Below are 20,946 nucleotides of genomic sequence, written 5' to 3'. Positions count from 1 at the left end.
AAAGTAGGTCATCGCCAGGCTCTTATTGTGCAAAACCCCTCGACAGCATTCGCTGCGAGGGGTTTTTGCTTTGGCGCTGTGCAATAAGCGCCTGCCATCAACGGCTATACACGATGATGGCACCCGTCGAAAGCGCGACGTCAACGACGAGGCCAGTTTGGCCGCAAGCTGATCACCAACCCTGATTTGCCACGCCGCTTCCGTGACAGCCAGCCACTGAACCGTCCGTTTGAAGACGCCTCCCTCTACGGCGGTAGCGGTGCGCACGGTTACGTCGACTATCCCGCCCTGGATTGACCGCTGGGATTGGCAGGGATTATTTGCAAAGCCGGCCGCTGTTGGCACGGGAATTCATTCAATCCTGCCCGTGCAATGTGCTGGACCGCGGCGGCTGGCTGCCATGGCATAAAGGGCGGTACTGCAGTGATGGTGGCGAGGTGCTAACCTCGAAACAGGCGCTAGCAACCTGGGGCGCCGTCACCCCTGCAAGATTGGGAGAGAAAATGAGCCGCCTGCTGCTCACCAATATCGATCCCGGCACCTCGGACGAAGAGATCCAGGCGTTCCTGGAAAAGTATGGATTCCCGCCCTTCGACAATCTGGAGCACGAGGACGGCGACGGCTCGCACCCGGCCGTGTTGCTGACCTATGGCAACCTGGACCCCGCGGTGCTGGGCAAGCTCCAGCAGCGCATCGATCATATGTACTGGAAGAAGCGCCAGCTGAGCGCTTCCATCCTGCATGACCGTTTTGCGTAAGTGGCCTACCGCGATGGCACGCCCAGGTCAGCGGTACCGGTTTCCTCGGCGGTTTCGGGTGTCAGCGGGGCAGGAACAGCCATCATCTTCTCGGCCGGGTAGAGCGCCATGAAGCTTCGCGCCAGTTCGGGATCCCGGCACGCCAGCCACGCGCCCCACTGGCGGTGCGGAATCATGACGACCGCCCGCTTTTCCTTGCCGGGGGCGTGCATCAGCTTCATCACCGCATGGCCGGGCGCGCTCACCGTGAACATGGCAAAAGAATAGGAGCCGTCCGGCCATTGCTTCCACAGTCCGGCGATGCCCATCGCCGGCTCGTCCGGTAGCCAGATCCGGTACCGAACCCAGCCCTGGCCGGCGACGTAACATGGTTCGTAGATGGCCATCGCAGGCACCAGGCACAATTGAGTGCGGTGCCACGCGCTGCACGAAGCTCGCTTGTCACCGACGCACTCGGCGCGAACGTTCATGGTTTCAAAATGCCGAGCGCCGTGGACGTTGCGCGAGCGTGGCACGAGCCCGAAGGTGGCCAGCAGGCACTCGCGTCGGCCGGTGGCATCGGCACGGACGATCGGCGCGGCATCGCACGGCCAGATTTGAGGCTTCCATGCGCCAGGCGGTGGCTCGACACCGAAGACGTCGCGCAGCACCGGGCCGGTCGCTGGGGCGAAATTGTTACACACGATCATGCCTCCCCTGACGTCAGCTGCATTGCCGCAGGCCCGGTCAGCTGCGATTCGCTACACCTGTCCAAGCGGGTGCGAAGGGAAGGGCGGGTGTGTCTCCAGCTGACCGGAATTCCGACAGCTATCGCGATACCTCCGACGCCATTTTCCTTGCCGATTCCAGATGATGCTCGAGTGTCGGCAAGGTCTTCTTTGCGAAATCTCGTACATCGCTGTCGCGCGCATCGCTGGCGGCCTTGCGGAACAGCGTCACCGCTTCGTTGTGCGCCTTGACGCCGACTTCGCTCGCGTACTGCTTGTCGAAGGTCGCGCCTTGCAGTGCCCCCATGGCTTCCAGCTTCTTCTGGTCTTCGGGACTGGGAGTAGTGGGCAATTGCACGCCCTTGGCGGTGGCCAGGCGCTTGAGGTCTTCTGCCGCGGCGCGGTGGTCTTGCAGCATCTGCCCGGCAAAACGCTTGACCGTGCCGCTGGCCGCCTTGGTCTCGGCCAGCTTGCTGGCATCGATCTCCAACTGGCCTGCCTGTGCAGCCTTGTTCATGAAGTCGACGTCGCCGGCGGGCGGTGCAGCGTACAGACCTGTGGTCAGGCCAAGCAGCATCGCCGCAAGCGCGGTTTTAACGTGGAGCCCAGCGCGGCCGCGCTGGCGTGCATCGCATGGCATGACTGTCTCCTGAACGGGCAACCATACCCGTCCATGCAACAATCATGCCGCCTGCAGTGCAGTCCCTCGCCTCAAGAGACACGAACGAATTTGGCGACGGACGGTACCCCCTGGGAGTCGATGATGAACAGCATGTAGTACCCCGGCGGCACCTCGGCGCTGGACCCGGGCAGGGTGACCCTCAGGTTCTTGGCACCCTGTTTGGTATACCGCAACTTGATATAGCGCTGGTGCATGTCGTTGCCGTGGGTCACAGCCGCCGGTGCCACCAAGGCAACGCTGGAAACATTGGGGGTGCTTGCACCAACGGTAAAGGTTTGCCCCAGGCCCAATGTACCGGGCGCGCTGGTGATGCTGGGGCGCGCGCCCTTGAACAGATAGGGTGGCGAATACACCTGTGCCTGGTGCGTGCTGGCTGCCAGGGGGTTCATGTCGTCCTGTGACAGCAAGACGGTGGCATCAGGCAAAAGAATGGCACTCGAGTGATACCCCGCCTGTATGGTGTTCGGACTCATCGGAATCCAGCTGCCGGTCGGATCGCCGGCCGGCTTGTTGTACAGCTCGCTGTTGAAATGCGGGTTGTCGTAGCCGGTGCTTGCCGCATTTCCGGCTACCGTAAACAGCGTGCCATCCGGCAGGATCACGGTATTGGCGTTATGCCGGGGCTGCAGCCATTGCGGATACTGCCTCCACCCGGCGCCGGGGTTGCCGATATCAAACCATTCATTGTTGCGGAAAGCGCTGTCGCCTTCGGCACCGCCCGCAATCATGACAACCTGCTTGAGGGGCGTGACCGAGGCATCGGTATAGATAACCCCGTTGGCATACTCATAGTGCGAGCTCGTCATGTTCGGGATGGGGGTCCATGACCAGGTGCCAGGCGCCAGCAACGCGGTATTGTAGAAAGCAGGCCCGGCCTGCATCATTTGCCCCGACGAAACCAGGTACTGGAACGGGTACATGCCGGACGGGTCGTGGAAAGAGATCGTGCTCATCGTGCCAACGCCGTCCATGCTTGCGGCGGGGGTAAACAGCTCAACCACCGATGTGGTGTTCCCGGACCCCGTTTCATCGAGGCCGCTGGTAATCACCGCCCGGTTATCGGCCAGCTTGGTCACCGTTGGATACCAACGTCCGACAGACATATTCGGCTGCGCGGTCCAGGTCTCGGTGAGGGGATTAAAGGTATAGCTGCTCATCGACCCCTCGAAGTTGGTCTGTCCTTCCGGCGCGTTGGGGTCGGGGTAGCGCAGATTGCCGCCCGCAATGAAAACGCGGCCATCGCTCAATATGGTCTGGCCGGCACACCAGATGTTTTCCGGCGGCGTAATAGCATGGCCGGTGCGGGTCACGGGATCCCAGACATAGGCAACGCCTGTGTTGGACGCATCCGGATTATGGTATTGGCTCGGCTCGTACGACCAGAACAACACCTTGCCGGTGTGCAGCAATACCGCTGTGATGCCGACCACGGGGATGACAAAGGGCGCGCTCCATTGGCCGGCCGTATTGGTCGCCTGGGCTTGCGCGGCCGCGAGCACCTGACCATCCGGCGTGGCAACCTTTTCCAGGCCCATCGCCACGCGACATTGCTTGGCACGCGCGCTGGCATGCGCCTCGGCATGGGCGGGCCCCAGAACCGAGGTCTCCCGTTGCCTCAGCCGGGCTTCTGCAGAAGGGTTGGTGCAAGCATCATTATCGAAGCTGACGGGCGTGGCCGCATAAAGCGGCGGCGCCGCCAGGGAGAAGCCCACCATTGATGCCAGCACGGTTTTGCGGAAGATCGTGAGTTGACGCATTTGCATCACCTCCTGTGGTGACAGCGTTGCCATGGCATCGACGTAAAAGCCGATCCCGGCAATCTCGGAGAGCCTGCGAGCCGGCATCGATGCACGAATAATCCTTGCCGCCCGGACAGGCAAACGCCTCGCTGCGGGAGGGTCCGCGCGGGCGAGCTCACGGTGGAAAATTGCGAGGCCATTTTTTCCACCGAGCTTTTGTAGCTTAGAGGGGCAAACAGAGAGCCAATGTGGGCTGGCGCACGGAACCAATGCGATTGGGAACTTGCGTTTTGCTTAAGCAGCGTGGGGGCGCACTGGGCCGGTCGAGAGGTGCTCCCTGTATGTCATTTAACATAATATACAGTCGACCCTGTGGGACTACCTGCTGAACTACGCCAGAGCAGGGCTCCGGCGCTGTCCCATGCTGTTCAGCAGGGCTTCAAAATTTAGGGCAAAACGGTCGGCCAACGCCGCGAAGACATTGCGGGCTTCGGGCGTCTTGGTGCGTTCCGCATGCGCGGCTAGCAGGACGCAGGCCGGGTCAATGTCGAGAATCCGTGCAACGCGGATTGCGGTGTCATCGTCAAAGCCAGACAGCCCATTCCGATAGCGGCTAACCGCCGCGCGAGTTACGCCAAGCTCCTTGGCAATCGCATAGTCAGAGGCGCCGCCGAGTCGCGCGCGCACCGCCTCCAAAAATTCAAGAGTCGTTTTCATCACTACCCCTATTAGTTCTACCCGGACTGAAGCGTAGTCACATGTCGCAGAACATGCAACGTTACAGAGTGCGAAACGTAACATACTGCTTGACGGTTACAGGGGCGGTGACTATATTCCGATCCAGACGCGCCGCCGCCTGGAACCTACCCGCCAGGGCCGGCCTGATCCGCCAGCAGGCGGCGCGCTCTCCCGCTTCGGCGGGCTTCCGCAACAGGGTAGGGATAGAGGGGTGGTCACATGAAGTTACAAATTCGCCGGTCGGTTTCATCGCAGGGACAGGGCCAGGGCCTGATTTCGGTCTACGGCAAGGGTGCTGCCGCGACGTTTTGGTTCGGTAGTGGCCAGCAAACCACGGAGGATGAGGCGGAGCGCAATGCGCGTCTGTTCGCCGCAGCGCCGGAACTGCTGGCCGCGCTGAAAGACCTGTTGCCGGCATGCCGCGTTGCTCGAGACATAGTTTGCGAGCGCAACGAAGTCCCCGCCGCGATGGATGAGGCAATCGAGCGAGCAGGCGCCGCCATCGCCAAAGCGGAGGGCCGCGCATGAAGCCCGCCCGCATCCACCGCACCGCCTTGGGCGGTTTCACCATCGACGGCCCGTTCTACCGCCGTCCGTCCCGCGCCGCCGTGCTGGTCGAGCGCTTCTTCCACTGGCTGGGGGCCTGACCATGGGCAAGTCGAGCGTTGCAGCCGAGGCGCTGGCCGCGTGCCGCGCCGCACTGGCCCAGCCGAACCGAAACAGCCAGGTGCAAGACTGGCAACTGTGCGGCAAGCGCGTGGTGCTGGTGCCGTGGATCAACGGCACCTTCCGCGCCGTCACCATGCGCGTCTGGTAAGGACACATAGAGCCATGTGGGGATACCTGCGTGATGCTGCTGCCGCTGTGCCCGCGCTTCCGGAAATGCAGGAAGCGCGGGCCCGCGTGCCGATGCGCTGGTATAACCGCGTGCTCAAGGCCGCCGACAAGGCCGGGCGCGATAGCGCGGCCCGCCTCGCCCGCCATGACATGTTCGACCTGGGCGCCGCCGCTGGCGCCGTCGCCGCGTTTCTCGCGGACCACGCGCCGCAGGGCCTGCCGGTGCGCCCCGACGCCACCGACTACGAAATCTGCAAGAAGGCGCGCGCCATCGCCGCTGACGTGCTGCTGAAAACCACCGGCCTATCCACCGCTGACGCGCTGATCGTCTGCGAAAGGGAGTGCGAGCGCCAGGGCACCGAGTTGCCCAAGATAACGCCGCCGAAGAAAAGGCAGGGCGACCATGACGCGCATGTCCGGCGTTACCGAGCCATGCCGGCAATCGTCGCCCGCGTGCGCTGCGAACTGTGGTGGCGCCGCCGTCTGCGCGCCAAGCATATCCGCGCGCTCGAACACTCAAATATCCGGCTGCACTACGTCCACTATCGCAGCGACCCGTACGCCAGCAATGATGCCGTGCGCCGCCGCGCCGCGCAGAATCGCCGCAATGCCGCCACGCTGGCCGCGACCACGCTGGAGAACGAGCTCGGCCAATGCTTCACGCTGGCCGAGCTGGCGGAAAAGTCCGTCGCCAACAAGGCGCTGCGCCGCGGCGAACTGATGACGCGCCTGAAGGGCGCCGAGGAACTGGCGGACGCCGCGGGCTTTGCCGGCGTGATGTTCACGCTCACATGCCCGAGCCGATTTCATGCGGTCAAGCAGCTGGGCCACAAGTGGAAGCCCAATCCGAACTATGACGACGCGCTGGACCCGCGCGCGGCGCAGCTGTACCTGCGCGGCGTGTGGGCACGCATCCGGGCCGAGCTGGCCCGCCTGGGCATCGCGTACTTCGGCGTGCGCGTGGCCGAGCCGCACCACGATGGCTGTCCGCACTGGCATGGCCTGCTGTTCTCCAACGATCTGGACACCGTTTGCCGCGTGATCCGAGCGCAGGGCCTCAAGGACAGCCCGAACGAGGCCGGCGCACAAGAGCGACGCGTTCGCTTCGAGCGCATCGACCGCGCCAAGGGTTCTGCCGTGGGCTACATCGCCAAGTACATCGCCAAGAACATCGACGGCCATGCCGTGGGCGACCACAAGACCAAAGAGGGCTACGTGGTGCAGGCCGACATGCTGGGCGATGACGTGATTAATCCGAGCCAGCGTGTCGAGGCCTGGGCGGCGTGCTGGGGCATCCGGCAATTCCAGTTTGTGGGCGGCGCCCCGGTGGGCACGTGGCGCGAGCTGCGCCGCGTGAAAGAGGCCGATCTGCCGGCCGCCGACGAATGCCAGGCGATCCGCGACGCCTGGGAGGCCGCGCAGCGCACCGAGGACAAGCCGGCGAGCTGGGCCGAGTACGCGCGCGCCATGGGCGGCGTGGCCGGGGAGGGTAAGCGCATCGCCATCCGCTACACGGAACGTATGGAGCCAGGCCGTTACGGGCTGACGCTGCGCAAGGTGCCGCACGGCGTGCAGGCCATGGGTCGCGCGCACATCGTGGACGGCATCTGCGATTACTGGCGCCAGGCGCCGATCTTCGTTCCGGCGACGCGGTACGAATGGCGGAAGGTTGAGCGCAGCGGCGGAGCCGCGAGCACTCGGACTCGTGTCAATAACTGTACGCGCCCCAGCGGCGCGGCAAGCGCCGGCCAGAAGCGGCCGGCATGGATGGATGGCCTGTATGGGCCAGAAACCGCGCCCGAGGGGGCGCCAACGTAGAGGGGAAACCGTGGAAGACCAGTCGTTTTACGAGCGCGCCGACAAGGCGCTGAAGCTGTACGGGCTGATGCTGCCCGCTGATATCCGCCAGTTGCTGCGCGACATGGCCGGCGCCATCGACAAACTGCAGGAAAAGAAGCAATGAGCATCCTGACCGAAATGCAGGCGCTGCTGGCTGCCGTGGAAAGCATCAAGCCACACGTGCGCGACACCGGCGACACCGCCTACGCCGCTGCGCACCACCAGGCCGAAATGGTGATGGGCATGGCAGATGCCCAGCTTTCGCCGCCGACCGAGCCGACCGAAGCCATGCAGACGGCTGCCATCAATGCGCTGGCGAACCTTCCGGCAGACACCACCGCCGCAGGCGTGGTCGATGCCGTGCTGCGTGCCGCGCTGCTGGCTGGGGCCTGATGCCATGAGCGGCAAGTGCACCTGCCCGGTGTGCGGCCAGGGCGCGCGCTGGAAACCCATGGTCAACGGGCGGGTGTGCTTGACGTGCACCGCGCCCGGCTGTGGCATCCAGTTGTTCGCCCGGTCGGATGACGCCGACGAGAAAATCCGCGACCGCTTCATTCTGGGCGACGGCGCGGCCCAACGTAACGAACGTAACGTTACGGGTGAGCCGCCCGAACGTACGGAACTGCCGGAGGGAGGCCTGATGGCATGGGAGGCCTGATCGAGCTTGACGCGCTGGACACGCTCAAGCGCAAAGCGCACGCATTCGAGAGCCAGGCGGGGGCGGACCTGCCGCCGCTGCCGGGAGAGCCGGAGCCGGTTGACCCGGCTGTCGAATGGGAAATGTCCATCACGTTGCTGGTGACGGTGCTGTCGCCCGCGCTGCCGTATCTGCCGACCGTCTACACGCCGGACACCATCAAGGCACTGGCCGGCGCCATCGTGCCGGTGGCCGACAAGTACGGCCTGAGCGTGGGCGGAATCATGTCCGGGCCGGAAATCGGCCTGCTGCTGGTGGCCGGGCCGCTGGCGCTGTCCACGTACGTGGCGCACCGGGCGTGGCGAGAACAGCAGGAAGCCGACCGTACGTTGGAGGCCGCGCCACCGCCAGAGGTGATACCGCCGCAGCCCAAGTCGCACCTGGGCGAGAACATTCAAGACACTGGCGGGCGCCTGCCCGCCATCAGGGGGTGATATGGAGGAACGGGAAATCGCCACCGCCGCCGCGGCGGTGGCCGGTAGCCAGAACGTCGCGCGCATCATCGGCGTGATCGGCGCTTCGGGCAGCGGAAAGAGCCGATGGCTCAAGGACGGCATGCGCCGCATGCGCCCGCCGCGCCTGCTGATCTGGGATCCGCAGGACGAATACAGCGAGTTCGGCCAGGTCGTGACCGACATGCGCGAGCTTGTCGAGATTCTCGCCGCGCTGGGGCCGCAGGACGGATTCCGCATCGTCTACCAGCCCGGCGACGACATGAGCACCTACCGGTGGAAATTCGACCTGCTGTGCGAAATCGCCTACCAGATCGAGCGGCTGACGTTCGTCGTGGAGGAGGTCGCGGACGTGACCAGCGCCAGCTACGCGCCGCCGTTCTGGTCGCGCCTGTCGCGCAAGGGCCGGCACCGTGCCATGACGCTGTTTGCGGTGACGCAGCGGCCCGCTGTGGTCGACAAGACCTTCCTGGGCAACTGCACGCTGATCCACTGCTGCCGCCTGAACGACAAGAACGATATTTCGGTGATGGCGGCCATCCTTGGCGTGCCGGTAGATGACGTGCGCAACCTGCGCGCCGACCCGGACACCGGCGTGTTCGAGTTCATCGAGCGCCAGATGCAGACCGGCCGCACCGGAATCGGGCGGCTCGATTCGCGCGGAAGCCACACCGCAAAGCCCGTACGTAACGTACGTACGTTGCCGGAGCCGGAAGCGGCAACGTAACGTAACGGCGCCGCCTTGCCGGTGGCCCATGCCGTTGCCCATAGTGAGAACCAAGCGGGGTCGATCCCCGATTTTGCACACGCATCTTTCGGGGAGAAAACCATGGGCGTGAAGGAAATTGGCAAGGCCGTGGCGATGACCGCCATTGCGCTGGTCATCATCAACCAGGGCAAGAAGTTCCTGCCCGACTCGTTCGCCAAGCTGCTGGGCTGACCGCCATGAGCGATATCAAGAACGCAATCAAGACCACGGCGCTGGTGCTGGCCGTGATCTACGTAGCCCGGCGCCTGCCGGTGACTGACCAAATCGTCGCCACCGCGCTGGTGGGCTGAGGAAAACACGCATGTCCATCATCCAACAACTGCCGCCCTTCCTGAACGTGGTGAACTCCGGCGTCGCCACGCTGCAAATTCCGCGCTACGCCAACACGCTGAACCGCGTGGTGCTGGCGCTGGCGGGCACCGCCTTCACCAAGGCGATGATCACCGACATCAAGGTCAAGATCGGGGCCCGCACCGTGTACAACGTGAGCGGCACGCGCCTTGACGCGATCAACAAGTACAAGGGCATCTACGACGATGCCAACTTCCTGACGATCGATTTCACCGAGCGCGACGCGCCGAGCATCGACGGCAAGGAAGTGGGCGGCTATGACATGACCGCGTGGCCGGACAACCTGAATCTGGAAATCACCATCGCGGGCGCAACCGCGCCGCAGCTGACCGGCTACATGATCCTGACGCCGCCGCAGGGCCAGGGCGCGGGTGAACTGATCCACAAGCTGCTGTACTTCCCGGCATCGACCAGCGTTGCCGGCAAGTTCCCGATCAATTTTTCGGCCAAGGGCGCGCTCATCAAGCGCGTCCACATGTTCTACAGCGGCACCGACTGGACCTCGACCACGGACGGCAACGTCAACCGAGTCGAGGTCAAGAAAAACGGCCTGATCGTGTGGGACGCCACCAGCCGCGTGCAGCGCTTCATCGAGCAGGAACAGCGCAAGGTGCCGCAGGCCAAGCACTACTGCGTGGATTTCATCTACGACAACAACCAGTCAGGCGCGCTCAAGACCGCCGACGCTGCGGCGCTGGAGTTCAATGCGTTCCTGACCGCTGCCGATGGCCTGGACGTGTTTGTCGAGGTGATCGACCTGCCGTTCAACCTGTAAGGGGCCGCCATGGGTGAATGGGACACGGTACAGCCGCAAAGCTATTTCTCCGATCCGATGGTGAGCACGGCGGCCGATGCCAGCGACCTGAACCCGCTGGCGCAGACTGGCGCCGACCTGCTGCGCATGGGCTTTTCGCGTTTGATGGACGTGCAGACCGTGCGCGCACTGCAAGGCACCAACACCGCCGCCGTGCTGCAATCCAACGGCATGACCATCACCACGGCACCGCGTGGCGCCACGCCAGCCTTTGCGCTGTTCGGTGGCGGCCTGATGCCGCTGCTGGTGGCCGGCGCCGTGATCTACCTGTTTGCCGGGAAGGCCTGATGAATCCGGCGCTCGGGGCTGCGGCCATGTCGAACCCGTACACCGCCGCCATCATGGGCGTGTCTCAGGTGCTGTCCAGCACGCTGGGCGGCCCGGAGGGGCCAAAGGCGGCGGTTTCGGGCAGCGGCATGTTCGACCAGCATTTCGACGGCTCCGGGTGGACGGTCGCGACCGGTGGCAGCGAGGCGCGAGCCTTGCCGACCATCACCAGCGCCGTCCAGGCGACGGCAGATAACGCGCTGTCGCTGTTCAACAACCCGATGGTGCTGATTGCCGGCGTCGTGGTGGCGCTGGCGATCTTCCGGCGATAGGCCATGACCGATACGCGCATCGAGATTCGGCCCGAAGAGTGGACCGACCAGCACGCCGCAGAAGTGCGCGCGGCGTTCGCTGGCAAGGCGAAGTACGACACCAGCGGGGGACTGATGGACCCGGTAGAGGGCGTGCGCGGCGGCGTGTTCTGCCGCGTCTTCCGTGATGGCGAACCGGTGCTGTGGTACGTGCTGGTGGCACTGACGCATGACCATACGACCGAGGCGGAGATTGCGCTCGCGCATGGCCGCGCGGATGTCGATTTGGTGGCGGAAGTGCTGCCGCTGATCGAGCTTCAATGCAGGCACTTTGATGCCGTGACGGTGACGACGCGGCGCAAGGGGCTGATTAAGAAACTGCAGGCAGCAGGCTATGGCATGGATGCCGTGACGCTGCGCAAGCGAAACAAGGTGAACCATGCGCAAGTCGAGCAATAGCAGCAGCACGGCTGCGACGACGAACAACGTAGACCGCCGCACGGTCAACGATGGCGGCATTTCGGTGTCTGGCGACGGCAATGCCGTAACGGCCAACCTGAGCTATACCGATGCCGGCTCCGTGGCGGCGGCGTTCGATTTCGCCAAGGGCAGCACGGAAACGACATACAAGTCCACGGCCGATGCGGTAGGGCTGGCGCGCGATGGCCTCAAGCTGAATTTGGAGCAATCCAAGATCAACGCCGATGGCCTGCTGTCGGGCATGGGCAAGCTGATCGATTTCGCCAAGGCGACGACTGACACCGCCAAGGCGGTGAACGAAACGGCCACGAAGAACGTGGCGCAGGCTTACCAGAACGTGCAGGAAATCGGCACCGGCCAGAAGTTCCTGGTTGCGGGCGGGCTGGTGCTCGCCGGCATCGTGGCCGTCAGCAAAATCAAGGGGTAAGCGTGGGCATCATCGAATCGGTACAGCAGTACGACCTGAACATTCCCGCTGGCGGTGCACAGAACATCGACGTGGCCGGTGATCGGGTGCAGTTCATCAGCGCCACAGATCCCTTTGCGCAGATCGAGATTCGCCCGAACTATGCGCAAGGCAACATCAGCCTCAAGCCGGGGCAGGGCTTCCGATTCAGCGAGCAGGTCACGCGCTGGGTGGTGTTCAATCGCGGCAGCGTGGCGCTGTCGGGATATCTGCTGATCGGCTCGGGTGATTTCTTCGACCAGCGCATCAGCGGCGATGTGAACGTCATTGACACGTCGCGTTCGCTGACGCTGACCGGCCAGGCGCAGTACATGAGCAAGTATCAGGGACCAGTTGCGGGGCAGTATGCCTTTGTTCAACTGTGGAACCCGGCAGGGAGCGGCAAGCGGCTGATCGTTGAGCGCGTCTATAGCGTGAACGGCGCGGGGTCTACCTCTTGCAATCTGGTGTACGAGTCGGTAGCGCGCACGCTTGGGGGAAACCTCGCCGCGAAACTGAGCGGCGGAGCGGCGGGCGCCGGGGAAATCCGGGCCGCCAATAGTGCGACACCATCCGCTGGACAAGGGATCATTACGCTGACGAACAGTTTCAGCTATGAGCCTAAGCGGCCTCTGGTACTGCTGCCCGGATATGGCATCACCGCGCAGTCGTCCGTGCTTGCGGGCGACGTGTACATGTACGCAGATATGGTCGAGGAAACCATCTGATGACCCGCTACGAGTTCGCGCTGCTGGCACTCGCCGCCGTGGGCTACGTGGTGTGGCGTGACTGGCAGCGCAGCGAGGAACCCGGCGCGCAGTCGCCGGACTTCATCGACCAGGCTGAAAACCTGTTTTACGACGCCACCGAGGGCGCGATCTTCGGGGGCACTGAGGAAACCGACATGGGACAAGCCGCGAGCAACCGCGCCGCCTTCCTGATGATGATCCGCACCGCAGAAGGCACGGCGGGCGCCAATGGATATCGCACGCTGTTTGGCGGCGGCCTGTTCGAGTCCTTCGCGGACCATCCGCGCCAGGTGGTGACGGCACTGTCCAACGGCAAGCCGATCAGCAGCAGCGCGGCGGGCGCGTATCAGTTCCTGCGCAGGACGTGGGACACGCTGGCGGCCCGGCTGGGCCTGTCGGATTTCACGCCGGCCAGCCAGGACGCGGCGGCGCTGGAACTGATCCGCGAGGCGGGCGCCCTGGGCGATGTGGACGCCGGCCGCTTTGCGCTGGCGGTGCGCAAGGTGCGCAAGATTTGGGCGAGCATGCCCGGCGCCGGCTACGGCCAGCCGGAAGTGGCGCTGAACCGATTGCAAGCCGCATACGAGGCGGCAGGGGGTGTGGTGTATGGCTAAGGCAGCGGCAGGGGGCGGTGGCCCCGATCTTTTGATGCTGGCGGCGGTGGGCGCGATGGCGTTCCTCGCGCTGCGCTCGCGCGCGGCGGTGGCCGGCGGCGTGCCGGTGGGCACGGCGGCGCAACTGCGGCCCGATATGAAGGTACAGCGCGATTTGGCCTACACGCAGATGGGTGTGGGCGTGGTCGGATCGATCCTTGGAGGGCTGCGCGGCCTGGGCGGGGGCGGTGGGCCGTCTGGCACTGGTAGTGGCTTCTCGCTGGGCAACATCTTCGGAACTGGCTCGCCGGATGCGATCTACAGCGGCGGTGGCACCGAAGCGGTGGGCGGCATCTTCGGCGGAAGCGGCTACAACGTCTCGAACTTCAACAATGGCTACGGCAATTTCGAAGAATCGATGAGCGGCCTGACCGACCGGGAAATCGGCGGCCTCAATGGCGCCTACGGCTTCGGTTCCCTGGTGCAGTACCCGGGCTTCGGTGGCTGACATGAAAGACACCACCGCAAAGCTGCTGCTGGCCGCCGGAGCAATCGCCGCGATCGCCTTTGTCGTAAAAAAAAACGGCGGGCTGGGCGCTGCGGTTGCGGGTGCGGCGGGCAATCTCGGCCAGGCGCTGGGCGGTGCGGTGGTGGAGGGCGGTAAGGGCATCGTGTTCGGCATCGGGGATGCCTTGGGCGTGCCGCGCACCGACATGACAGAGTGCGAGCGGGCCATTGCGGAAGGGCGCACGTTAGATGCGTCGTTCGCATGCCCCGCTGGCGCCTTCCTCAGTTCGCTGTCGGATGGGCTGCGTACCGATTACCCGATCTACGGCGATCCGGCGCCGCTGTCCGACTGGATGGGCACCATTGCCAGCCGGCCAATCAATCCATGGGTCGTGACCGAGAATGCGGGCGGTGCGGCTTTCGTGTACCCGCGTATCAGGAGAGCATCTTGAAATTCATCCTACAACGCCTGCGCGAGCCGTCCACCTGGGCGGCGTTGACGTGCCTAGGCGCGTTCTTTGGCATCGACCCGACTAAGCTGCACGCAATCGAAGGTGCCGGCGTGGCGCTGGCCGGCGCGGTGGCGGTGTTCCTGCCGGAAGGCCGGGGCGAGTAATGGCAGCGGCGGAAGCGGTAGCGCTCGCCTGCGGCGTCGTCAATCTGCTGGGGGTGCCGCTGTTCGGCTTCCGCTACGTGGTGCGCCTGGAAACCCGCCTCGCGAGGATAGAGGCAAAGCTGGGCATTGGCGAATGAACGTGAAGGCCATTATCCCCACGCCGGCCGAGATTGGCCGGGAAACGCTGATCGTGATCGGGGGCGTCATCTGCGCCGCCATCATCCTGTCGCGCTTCCCGGGGCTCAAGGCGTGGATTGCAGATCAAGGGACGGTCACGCTGAAGGATCAGCAGGGCCGCGTATTGTGGTGACAACAGGAGAGAGCATGGCAACCAAGAAACGACTGCCGCCGCGCAAGGCAAACGGCCAGTTCAGGAAGCGCAAGAAGCGCTGACCAGGTATCGCGCTGCACAGGGGATTGCCCGGCTTCGGCCGGGCTTTTTTCGTTACACTGCCGGAAAACAACGGGAGGGGTTATGCGAAGGATTCTGGCGGGTGTTGCGGTGCTGGCTGTGGCGGGGTGCGGGACCATCCGATACACCGGCACTGAGGAGCAGATGCAGCAGGTAGCGCGAGGCGCCGCGGAACTGATGAAGAAGGACCCGTACAGCGGCACGGTATCGGCGGCGGGCACTGGTGCGCATATGGCCCTGTCGATGCTGGCAAAGCCGGCCGAGGAAGAAGAGCCGGCCTGTGTTCCAACCTTCCGGGGATGCCTGCCGGCGTGGCAGGCCAAGAATATGCCGGAAGGCTACGGCGAACGAACCTCGATGGAGGAAACGACAGGCCTGCCAGACGGCTTCTGGAAAACCACGTCCATCGGCAAGGACTAGGCTTGCATCTGGCCGGGTTCCGGCATCGGCGTGACGCTGGCCGGCCGAGCCGGCGCAGGCTTCGGCTGCGCGCGCCGTGGCCGGAACTGGATCACGTCACCGCTGACGATTCCCAGCTTGGGCAACAGGTGCGCGTAGCCCATTTGGCGGGCCATTTCGTCGCGCTCGATCTTGTCGAGCCGTAGTACGTGGACGGCCCACCAGGGCGCCGGGCGCTTGCCTGACTGCCAGGCGCGCGCCGTGGCCGGCGAGCAGCGCAGGTAGCGCGCAAGCAGTGCGGGCGGGATGCTGCGCGCCCAGTGTTGGAACTCCAAAAAATTCGCGTGTTGTGAAGACATGATGACCCGTTATATGAAAAAGCCCGGTCTGTGCCGGGCTTGGAAATATGAGTCGGGGCGGCCGTGGCGCGCATCATGCGCGAGAGGGGTTTTCTTCCTGAAAGCCGCGCCGGCTATACATTGGCGTCCCACAGAGTCGATTTAACATAATATACATTATGCGCAACAAAGATGTCAGGGCTAAATAGAATTGTCGTACCTAGACCAAGTAGACATGTCGTACCTTCTTGCCGGAGCTGGCATGCTGGCGACTTTCCGTCGGTTCGAGCGCCGCGGCAAGCCGATGGCGTTTTACTCAGACAAGGCCGGCATCTTCCGCGTCAACGCGAAGGACAGCGCCGAAGGCCGCGGCCACACCCAGTTCGGACGCGCGCTGTTCGAGCTCAATATCGACATACTGAGTGCCAATTCGAGCCCGGCCAAGGGCCGCGTGGAGCGCATGAACGGCACGTTGCAGGACCAGCTGGTCAAGGAGCTGCGGCTGCGCGGGATCAGCACCATGGACGCCGCCAACGGTTTTGCGCCGCATTTCATCGCCGACTTCAATGCGCGCTTCGCCAAGGTGCCCAGACGCGACTTCGATGCGCGCCGGCCGCTGCGCGGCGACGAGGACAAGTACCCGGACGGGCGCATCGAGCTGTGGCCCACGGCGCGTCCCTCCCCTACACCACCTTTGACCGGCTCGGCGCGATTCAGCAGGGCGCGATCGTCGAGCAAAAGCGGCCGGGCACGTGCTGGCCATCACGGCGCAGGTGCAGGCGCAGCGCGACAGTCGTCACCATCCCCCAGCAAAGCATTCAACCCCGCACAAAAAGCACGTTCGGACTGGCATTTGACTTTAGTTTTGACAGCGAATGTGGGCCGTTTTTAGTAATGTCACCCTTGCGAAGTCCTCTAACCTAAAGCTGTCCGGTAACATTACTCAGTCGGCCTACCCTGCAAGTAAAGACGGTATGAATACACGACGCCGGCTCCCCGACCCTCATCCGCTCCGCACAAAGCGGCTTACCAAGTTGCAATACCTGCGCGAAGCGCGTGAGGCATGCCTAAGTTACAGTGTGCCGCTCGGGATCATAGGGCCATACAAGGCTCGGTCACTGACCTGGAACTCGAGCACTTACTACTACGTCTTTGGCCAAGGGCTCGCCGGCAACGCCCGGCTCGTCGAGGCTTTCCGGGTAAACAGACACGGCGAATTGGTCCCCGTCCCCGCCTTCCAATACCCAGAACCATTCAAGGGACTGTTCCCGACCGATTACTCCATCTTGTATAGCGCCGACCCGTGGAACGGAGCCTTTCCTCCAGCCAAGCGAAGCGAAGTATTCGAGGGAGACTGAGCACATAGCCGCTGGTCGCGACCATGAAGCTGCATGACAGTCGCCCGGCGTCGGGCGGCTACTTGCTCAAACGCCCGGCGCCGCCGCTGAACTCGTCACTCTGTCTCACCATCGCGCTTCCGCGCGCCTGAAGGTCTACTTCTTTTTTCCCTCGTCAATCTTTCCTCCTGATTTCTGGTAGCGATCGAGATATTCGTCGCGCAGCTTGCGGACGCTGCGACCGATCTTCACGTAGTCTTCTTGGTTGAGGTTGGCCAGAGAAACCCGTCCCGACGGATGTCGCGTACCAAATCCCTTGCCAGGCAGCAGCACCACGCCAGCTTCTTCGGCCAGGCGGAACAACAACTCGTGGGGCCCTACGGATTCAAGCAGCCACTTGACAAAATCCTCGCCAACATCCCGGCTCTGCTGCTCCACATCGAGCAGCGTGTAATAGTCGACGACGTTCGAATCCACCGGCTCAGCCGCGACACCCATGCCGCGATACAAGGCGGCCTTGCGGGTCCGGATCAACCCCTTCATCGCGTTCTTGTAGCTTTCCGTCGAATCCATTAGGGCGAACAGCGAGAACAGCACCATCTGCACTTGCTGCGGTGTGGAAAGGCCCGCCGTGTGATTGAGTGCCACCGTGCGGCTGTCCGCAACAATACGGTCAATAAACAGCAACTTCTCCGGTTCGGTAGTAATGGATTCGTAGCGATGGTTCAGCTCCTGGCGATCAGCTTGTGGCAGCTTAGCCAGCATTTCATCGAACAGGTTCGACTTGTGGGTGGCGATTACGCCCAGTCGCCAGCCGGTCGCACCAAAGTACTTTGAGAACGAGTACACCAGGATGGTGTTCCTCGGGCACATGGCAAACAACGACACGAAGTTGTCGGCAAAGGTGCCATAGACGTCGTCGGTCAGGATAATAAGATCCGGACGGTCTTTGACGATGGCAGCGAGATAGTTGAGGCTCTCATCGCTCATTCGCACCGATGGTGGATTGCTCGGGTTCACCAGGAAAAATGCTCTTACCTTCGGATCGCGCAGCTTGTCCAGTTCCTCGTTGGAGTACTGCCAGCCAGCACCCGGATCTGCATTAATCATCACTTCGGTGAGCTCGTATTCCTTCAGTTCCGGAATCTCGATATACGGCGTAAAGATTGGCATGCCCAAGGCGATCTTGTCGCCCGCATTGAGAAGGCGGTTGACACGCATCGAATTAAACAGATACGTCATCGCGGCCGTACCGCCTTCGACCGCGTACAAGTCGAAATCGCCCAGGAACGGATGGGCGCCGATCATTTCCTTCCGGATATATTGCTTGACGATCTTTTCACTTAGCCTGAGCATGCGATCCGGCACCGGATAGTTGCAAGCCAGAATGCCCTCGCACATTTCATAGAGGAAATCGCCTCCATCCAGGCCGAGCTGGTCTCGTACGAAAGAAACGGCACCGGTCAGGAACTTGACTCCCGGTGTGTCGCGGTGATATCGCGTGAAGATATCGAAGCGCTCCTCGATACCTGCTCTGCGGGGAAAACCTCCGACCCCTTCCGTCAGGTATGCAAAGGACCGTTCGGATTCGGTCATCGCAAACAGGCCAAGCTGCCAGAAGCCATGGCGTGGAACCGTTGCAAGAAAGTTCGGGTTACCACGTCCGGCATTCAGCATCAGCCGGTTTGAAACGCTTCCCGCCAGCTTGATCAACTCATCCTTTAGTTCAAACGGCGAGAGACTTCCCAACTTCGATATATCTGGCTTGCTCATGACGCATTCCCCAAGAATTATTGCATGGCGGAAAACTGCGATTTTGATCCAGCAACGGGATCATTCTAGTCAACGATTGGCAGCCCACAGCAAGCCTTGGATGCGAACTACTAAGGGGCATTTGCTGTCGGCCACCGCCAGCGGAACGCGCTCGCCCTTTCGCAATCAGCGTCCCATCCGACGGTCATAGCTGCGCGAAATACGATCGAGTAATCCGGGATCGCGCGAGTCACTGGCGCTGAACTGCACCCGCACGCTGCCGTCAGGCTGCTGCCGTACGGTGGCGGTCACACCGGTTCCCTGGCGCTGCCCCACGACCGTCCCGCCCGCCTGGTCCTGAGTGCTGACCACCACATCCTGATCGCGCATGGCATCCGCCGCCGCGAAGAACGAGCGATCGTAGCTTGCGGGTACGGCGGTGCCGGGCGGATAGCCATAGTAGGTACAACCCGAAACGGCCAGCGTGGCGCCGAGTATCAGCGTAGCAAGCAAGTTCATCATGTGAGACCTGTATCCAATATGGAAATCAGACCCAGTCATGGCTAAGTCACGAGAGAATCATGATCACCACCATGCCCCAGATCGTCAGTAGCGTATTGCCGACCGCATAGGTGACGGTGTAGCCGAGACCCGGGACCTGACTCTTTGCCGCTTCGCAGATCATTCCCAATGCAGCCGTAGTGGTCCTCGAGCCGGCGCATACGCCGAGCAGAATGGCGGGGTCAAAACGGAACACGTACTTGGCCAGGTACATACCGATAAAAAGCGGCACCGACGTAGCAAAGATGCCCCAGAGGAACAGACTGATGCCGAGCTTCTGCAGGCCGGCGACAAAGCCCGGTCCCGCAGAGATACCAACAACGGCGATGAAGACATTGAGGCCAACGGAGTTCATGAACCAGACAGTCGGCTCCGGAATGCGGCCAAAGGTCGGATGTATGGCTCGGTACCATCCGAAGACAATGCCGGCAATCAGCGCACCACCTGCTGTGGAAAGGGTTAAGGGAACCCCCCCTGCCTTCAGAACGACTGCGCCAATGAGCGCGCCAACGGTGATCGCAAGTGACATGAACGCTACGTCCGTCACCGTCGTAGGCCGGTCGACGTAGCCTAGTTCCTTCGCAGTCGCGTTGATATCCTGTGTGCGACCGACCAACGTCACCACGTCGCCGCGGTAGAGTTTCGTCTTGGGCAGCACCGGGATCACGGTTTCGGTCGGCCCGCGCTTGATTTTCTTGAGGAACACGCCACGCGCGCCTGGCCAGCGGGCGAGTTCCTGCAAAGTATGGCCATCAACGGCCTTGTTGGTGATGTAGATATCAACGCCCTCCGTCTTTACGTCGAGCAGTTCAACATCCTCAACTTCGCGACCACTTGGCCCGAGGCGGGCAATCAACTGATCGCGTTTGCCGCCGATCGCGACAACGTCACCAGGCTCGAGCCTGGTGGCAAGGTCCGCCTCAATGATTTTGCCGCCGCGACGAATGCGTTCAACAAATGCCCGGACGCCCTCCTGTGTGCCTCCCTCCAGATCCCCTACTGCCCTGCCGATAAATGGGCTATTGGGCGCGATTGAATAGGCGCGCAATTCGAAATCATGCCATTTGGTACCGACTTCCCCCTCCTCTCCGGCGCCTAACCTCATTTCGTAATCCTTGCAAGCGGCGACCAGGTCAATGCCCAGAAGCTTCGGGCCGAGTTGCGCGAGGATGATTGCCGAACCGACCGTACCGAAGATATAGGTAACGGCATAGGCGATCGGCATGGCATCCAGAAGCTGTTTTGCCTGATCGGGTGGCATGCCGAGGCGATTGATGGCATCGGTGGCGAGCCCCATCGACGCGGAAATTGTCTGCGATCCCGCGAAGAGCCCGGCGGCGGAACCCAGGTCATATCCGGCCAGCATTGCCGCCGCGACTGAGGCGGCCAGGCACAACACACACATGACCAAGGCGAACATGGCTTGTGGCAAACCGTCCTTGGCGATGCCGCGTACGAACTGTGGACCGACGCCATAGCCCACGGCGAACAAGAACATCAGGAAGAAGACGGACTTCACATTGGGCGATATTTTCACGCCGAGGATGCCAATGACAATTGACACCAGCAGCGTCGACGTGACCGCCCCAAGGCTGAAGCCTTTGTAGCTTTTCCCGCCAACCCAGTAGCCGATCCCCAGCGCGAGGAAGATCGCAATCTCAGGATACGATTTGAGTGTTTCCACAAACCATGACATAGCGCTCCTCCGGTTAGCGATGGACAGGTGAAGTCGGGTGCTTTCCCTGCATCAGTCCATCCGGCAATTCCTGCGGAATACAGATGACTACGTGCGCGAC

Annotated in this window: 32 protein-coding genes and 1 pseudogene; 24 read left to right on the top strand and 9 right to left on the bottom strand. The window is 62.8% G+C overall.

The features are described 5' to 3' along the window. A partial coding sequence (locus tag E5S69_RS33025) for a hypothetical protein (RefSeq protein WP_216621476.1) occupies window positions 1-267 on the bottom strand: 267 nt, incomplete at its 3' end. A gap of 236 nt (window positions 268-503) precedes the next feature. Between E5S69_RS33025 and E5S69_RS29615 the strand changes: the two genes are divergently transcribed. Continuing rightward, window positions 504-758, top strand: a complete 255-nt coding sequence (locus E5S69_RS29615; RefSeq protein WP_171517982.1) for an RNA-binding protein — start codon at window positions 504-506, stop codon at window positions 756-758. 5 nt (window positions 759-763) lie between these two features. Here E5S69_RS29615 and E5S69_RS29610 read toward each other — a convergent pair whose 3' ends face one another. From E5S69_RS29610 to E5S69_RS29595, 4 genes are all read right to left on the bottom strand, one after another. Further along, window positions 764-1,441: an SOS response-associated peptidase family protein gene (locus E5S69_RS29610; RefSeq protein WP_171517991.1), complete on the bottom strand. Its 678-nt coding sequence runs from the start codon at window positions 1,439-1,441 to the stop codon at window positions 764-766. A 124-nt stretch (window positions 1,442-1,565) separates the two neighbouring features. Next, window positions 1,566-2,105, bottom strand: a complete 540-nt coding sequence (locus E5S69_RS29605; protein WP_171517981.1) for a DUF4142 domain-containing protein — start codon at window positions 2,103-2,105, stop codon at window positions 1,566-1,568. Window positions 2,106-2,176: 71 nt separating this feature from the next. Continuing rightward, a complete protein-coding gene (locus tag E5S69_RS29600; protein WP_236901476.1) occupies window positions 2,177-3,991 on the bottom strand; it encodes a galactose oxidase early set domain-containing protein in 1,815 nt (604 codons plus the stop codon). 285 nt (window positions 3,992-4,276) lie between these two features. Next, on the bottom strand, window positions 4,277-4,603 hold the full coding sequence (locus E5S69_RS29595) for a helix-turn-helix domain-containing protein (RefSeq protein ID WP_171517980.1): 327 nt from the start codon (window positions 4,601-4,603) through the stop codon (window positions 4,277-4,279). A 240-nt stretch (window positions 4,604-4,843) separates the two neighbouring features. Between E5S69_RS29595 and E5S69_RS29590 the strand changes: the two genes are divergently transcribed. The 22 genes from E5S69_RS29590 (at window position 4,844) to E5S69_RS29495 (ending at window position 15,183) form a co-directional block, all read left to right on the top strand. Beyond that, window positions 4,844-5,152, top strand: coding sequence for a hypothetical protein (locus tag E5S69_RS29590; RefSeq protein ID WP_171517979.1), 309 nt, complete (start codon window positions 4,844-4,846; stop codon window positions 5,150-5,152). Beyond that, on the top strand, window positions 5,149-5,271 hold the full coding sequence (locus tag E5S69_RS32715; RefSeq protein ID WP_272871749.1) for a hypothetical protein: 123 nt from the start codon (window positions 5,149-5,151) through the stop codon (window positions 5,269-5,271). The genes E5S69_RS29590 and E5S69_RS32715 overlap by 4 nt, the downstream gene beginning before the upstream one ends. A gap of 2 nt (window positions 5,272-5,273) precedes the next feature. Beyond that, window positions 5,274-5,441, top strand: a complete 168-nt coding sequence (locus tag E5S69_RS29585) for a hypothetical protein (protein ID WP_171517978.1) — start codon at window positions 5,274-5,276, stop codon at window positions 5,439-5,441. Between the two features lie 14 nt (window positions 5,442-5,455). Then, the gene (locus E5S69_RS29580) at window positions 5,456-7,279 is read left to right on the top strand and encodes a replication endonuclease (RefSeq protein ID WP_171517977.1); all 1,824 of its coding nucleotides are present in this window, start codon (window positions 5,456-5,458) and stop codon (window positions 7,277-7,279) included. A 10-nt stretch (window positions 7,280-7,289) separates the two neighbouring features. Further along, window positions 7,290-7,424, top strand: coding sequence for a hypothetical protein (locus E5S69_RS32710; RefSeq protein WP_272871748.1), 135 nt, complete (start codon window positions 7,290-7,292; stop codon window positions 7,422-7,424). Beyond that, the gene (locus E5S69_RS29575) at window positions 7,421-7,693 is read left to right on the top strand and encodes a hypothetical protein (RefSeq protein WP_171517976.1); all 273 of its coding nucleotides are present in this window, start codon (window positions 7,421-7,423) and stop codon (window positions 7,691-7,693) included. Before E5S69_RS32710 ends, E5S69_RS29575 begins: the two co-directional genes overlap by 4 nt. A 4-nt stretch (window positions 7,694-7,697) precedes the next feature. Then, complete coding sequence (locus E5S69_RS29570; protein ID WP_171517975.1) at window positions 7,698-7,958, top strand: hypothetical protein; 261 nt, start codon at window positions 7,698-7,700, stop codon at window positions 7,956-7,958. Continuing rightward, window positions 7,946-8,431 (top strand): hypothetical protein, encoded by a 486-nt coding sequence (locus E5S69_RS29565; protein ID WP_171517974.1) that lies wholly within the window; start codon window positions 7,946-7,948, stop codon window positions 8,429-8,431. The genes E5S69_RS29570 and E5S69_RS29565 overlap by 13 nt, the downstream gene beginning before the upstream one ends. A gap of 1 nt (window position 8,432) precedes the next feature. Continuing rightward, window positions 8,433-9,176 carry a type IV secretory system conjugative DNA transfer family protein gene (locus tag E5S69_RS29560; protein WP_216621474.1) on the top strand — a complete coding sequence of 248 codons (744 nt, stop codon included), beginning with the start codon at window positions 8,433-8,435 and terminating at the stop codon, window positions 9,174-9,176. A gap of 343 nt (window positions 9,177-9,519) precedes the next feature. Beyond that, window positions 9,520-10,344 carry a major capsid protein P2 gene (locus E5S69_RS29555; protein WP_171517973.1) on the top strand — a complete coding sequence of 275 codons (825 nt, stop codon included), beginning with the start codon at window positions 9,520-9,522 and terminating at the stop codon, window positions 10,342-10,344. Between the two features lie 9 nt (window positions 10,345-10,353). Then, window positions 10,354-10,671, top strand: a complete 318-nt coding sequence (locus tag E5S69_RS29550) for a hypothetical protein (RefSeq protein ID WP_171517972.1) — start codon at window positions 10,354-10,356, stop codon at window positions 10,669-10,671. Next, on the top strand, window positions 10,671-10,982 hold the full coding sequence (locus E5S69_RS29545; RefSeq protein ID WP_171517971.1) for a hypothetical protein: 312 nt from the start codon (window positions 10,671-10,673) through the stop codon (window positions 10,980-10,982). The genes E5S69_RS29550 and E5S69_RS29545 overlap by 1 nt, the downstream gene beginning before the upstream one ends. Before the next feature lie 3 nt (window positions 10,983-10,985). Beyond that, window positions 10,986-11,420, top strand: a complete 435-nt coding sequence (locus E5S69_RS29540) for a hypothetical protein (protein ID WP_171517970.1) — start codon at window positions 10,986-10,988, stop codon at window positions 11,418-11,420. Beyond that, window positions 11,401-11,868 (top strand): hypothetical protein, encoded by a 468-nt coding sequence (locus E5S69_RS29535; protein WP_171517969.1) that lies wholly within the window; start codon window positions 11,401-11,403, stop codon window positions 11,866-11,868. Before E5S69_RS29540 ends, E5S69_RS29535 begins: the two co-directional genes overlap by 20 nt. Before the next feature lie 2 nt (window positions 11,869-11,870). Next, window positions 11,871-12,614, top strand: a complete 744-nt coding sequence (locus E5S69_RS29530; RefSeq protein WP_171517968.1) for a hypothetical protein — start codon at window positions 11,871-11,873, stop codon at window positions 12,612-12,614. Then, window positions 12,614-13,249 (top strand): glycoside hydrolase family 104 protein, encoded by a 636-nt coding sequence (locus E5S69_RS29525; protein WP_236901475.1) that lies wholly within the window; start codon window positions 12,614-12,616, stop codon window positions 13,247-13,249. Before E5S69_RS29530 ends, E5S69_RS29525 begins: the two co-directional genes overlap by 1 nt. After that, complete coding sequence (locus E5S69_RS29520) at window positions 13,242-13,736, top strand: hypothetical protein (protein WP_171517967.1); 495 nt, start codon at window positions 13,242-13,244, stop codon at window positions 13,734-13,736. Before E5S69_RS29525 ends, E5S69_RS29520 begins: the two co-directional genes overlap by 8 nt. A gap of 1 nt (window position 13,737) precedes the next feature. Next, complete coding sequence (locus E5S69_RS29515; RefSeq protein WP_171517966.1) at window positions 13,738-14,187, top strand: hypothetical protein; 450 nt, start codon at window positions 13,738-13,740, stop codon at window positions 14,185-14,187. After that, entirely contained in the window at window positions 14,184-14,351 is a 168-nt protein-coding gene (locus E5S69_RS29510) for a hypothetical protein (RefSeq protein ID WP_171517920.1), read from the top strand. Before E5S69_RS29515 ends, E5S69_RS29510 begins: the two co-directional genes overlap by 4 nt. After that, entirely contained in the window at window positions 14,351-14,488 is a 138-nt protein-coding gene (locus tag E5S69_RS29505) for a hypothetical protein (RefSeq protein WP_171517965.1), read from the top strand. Before E5S69_RS29510 ends, E5S69_RS29505 begins: the two co-directional genes overlap by 1 nt. Window positions 14,489-14,490: 2 nt before the next feature. Next, the gene (locus tag E5S69_RS29500) at window positions 14,491-14,661 is read left to right on the top strand and encodes a hypothetical protein (RefSeq protein ID WP_171517919.1); all 171 of its coding nucleotides are present in this window, start codon (window positions 14,491-14,493) and stop codon (window positions 14,659-14,661) included. Between the two features lie 279 nt (window positions 14,662-14,940). After that, on the top strand, window positions 14,941-15,183 hold the full coding sequence (locus E5S69_RS29495) for a hypothetical protein (RefSeq protein ID WP_171517964.1): 243 nt from the start codon (window positions 14,941-14,943) through the stop codon (window positions 15,181-15,183). Here the strand turns inward: E5S69_RS29495 and E5S69_RS29490 are convergent. Then, window positions 15,180-15,497, bottom strand: a complete 318-nt coding sequence (locus E5S69_RS29490) for a hypothetical protein (RefSeq protein ID WP_171517963.1) — start codon at window positions 15,495-15,497, stop codon at window positions 15,180-15,182. The genes E5S69_RS29495 and E5S69_RS29490 overlap by 4 nt on opposite strands. Before the next feature lie 271 nt (window positions 15,498-15,768). On the opposite strand from E5S69_RS29490, the pseudogene E5S69_RS29485 reads away from it, so the two are divergent. Continuing rightward, a pseudogene (locus E5S69_RS29485) lies at window positions 15,769-16,297 on the top strand (ISNCY family transposase); the annotation flags it as partial. Between the two features lie 696 nt (window positions 16,298-16,993). Here the strand turns inward: E5S69_RS29485 and E5S69_RS29480 are convergent. The 3 genes from E5S69_RS29480 to aspT all read right to left on the bottom strand — a co-directional run bounded on the left by E5S69_RS29480 (window position 16,994) and on the right by aspT (window position 20,846). Beyond that, window positions 16,994-18,610 carry a bifunctional aspartate transaminase/aspartate 4-decarboxylase gene (locus E5S69_RS29480; RefSeq protein WP_171517962.1) on the bottom strand — a complete coding sequence of 539 codons (1,617 nt, stop codon included), beginning with the start codon at window positions 18,608-18,610 and terminating at the stop codon, window positions 16,994-16,996. 165 nt (window positions 18,611-18,775) lie between these two features. Then, window positions 18,776-19,111 (bottom strand): hypothetical protein, encoded by a 336-nt coding sequence (locus E5S69_RS29475; RefSeq protein ID WP_171517961.1) that lies wholly within the window; start codon window positions 19,109-19,111, stop codon window positions 18,776-18,778. Between the two features lie 46 nt (window positions 19,112-19,157). After that, window positions 19,158-20,846 (bottom strand): aspartate-alanine antiporter, encoded by a 1,689-nt coding sequence (gene aspT, locus E5S69_RS29470; protein ID WP_171517960.1) that lies wholly within the window; start codon window positions 20,844-20,846, stop codon window positions 19,158-19,160. Window positions 20,847-20,946: the final 100 nt, after the last annotated feature.

Source organism: Cupriavidus necator (assembly GCF_013141915.1).
Taxonomy (GTDB): domain Bacteria; phylum Pseudomonadota; class Gammaproteobacteria; order Burkholderiales; family Burkholderiaceae; genus Cupriavidus; species Cupriavidus necator_B.
Note: the sequence above shows the minus strand (reverse complement) of the source record. Positions and strands in the feature narration are given on the sequence as shown.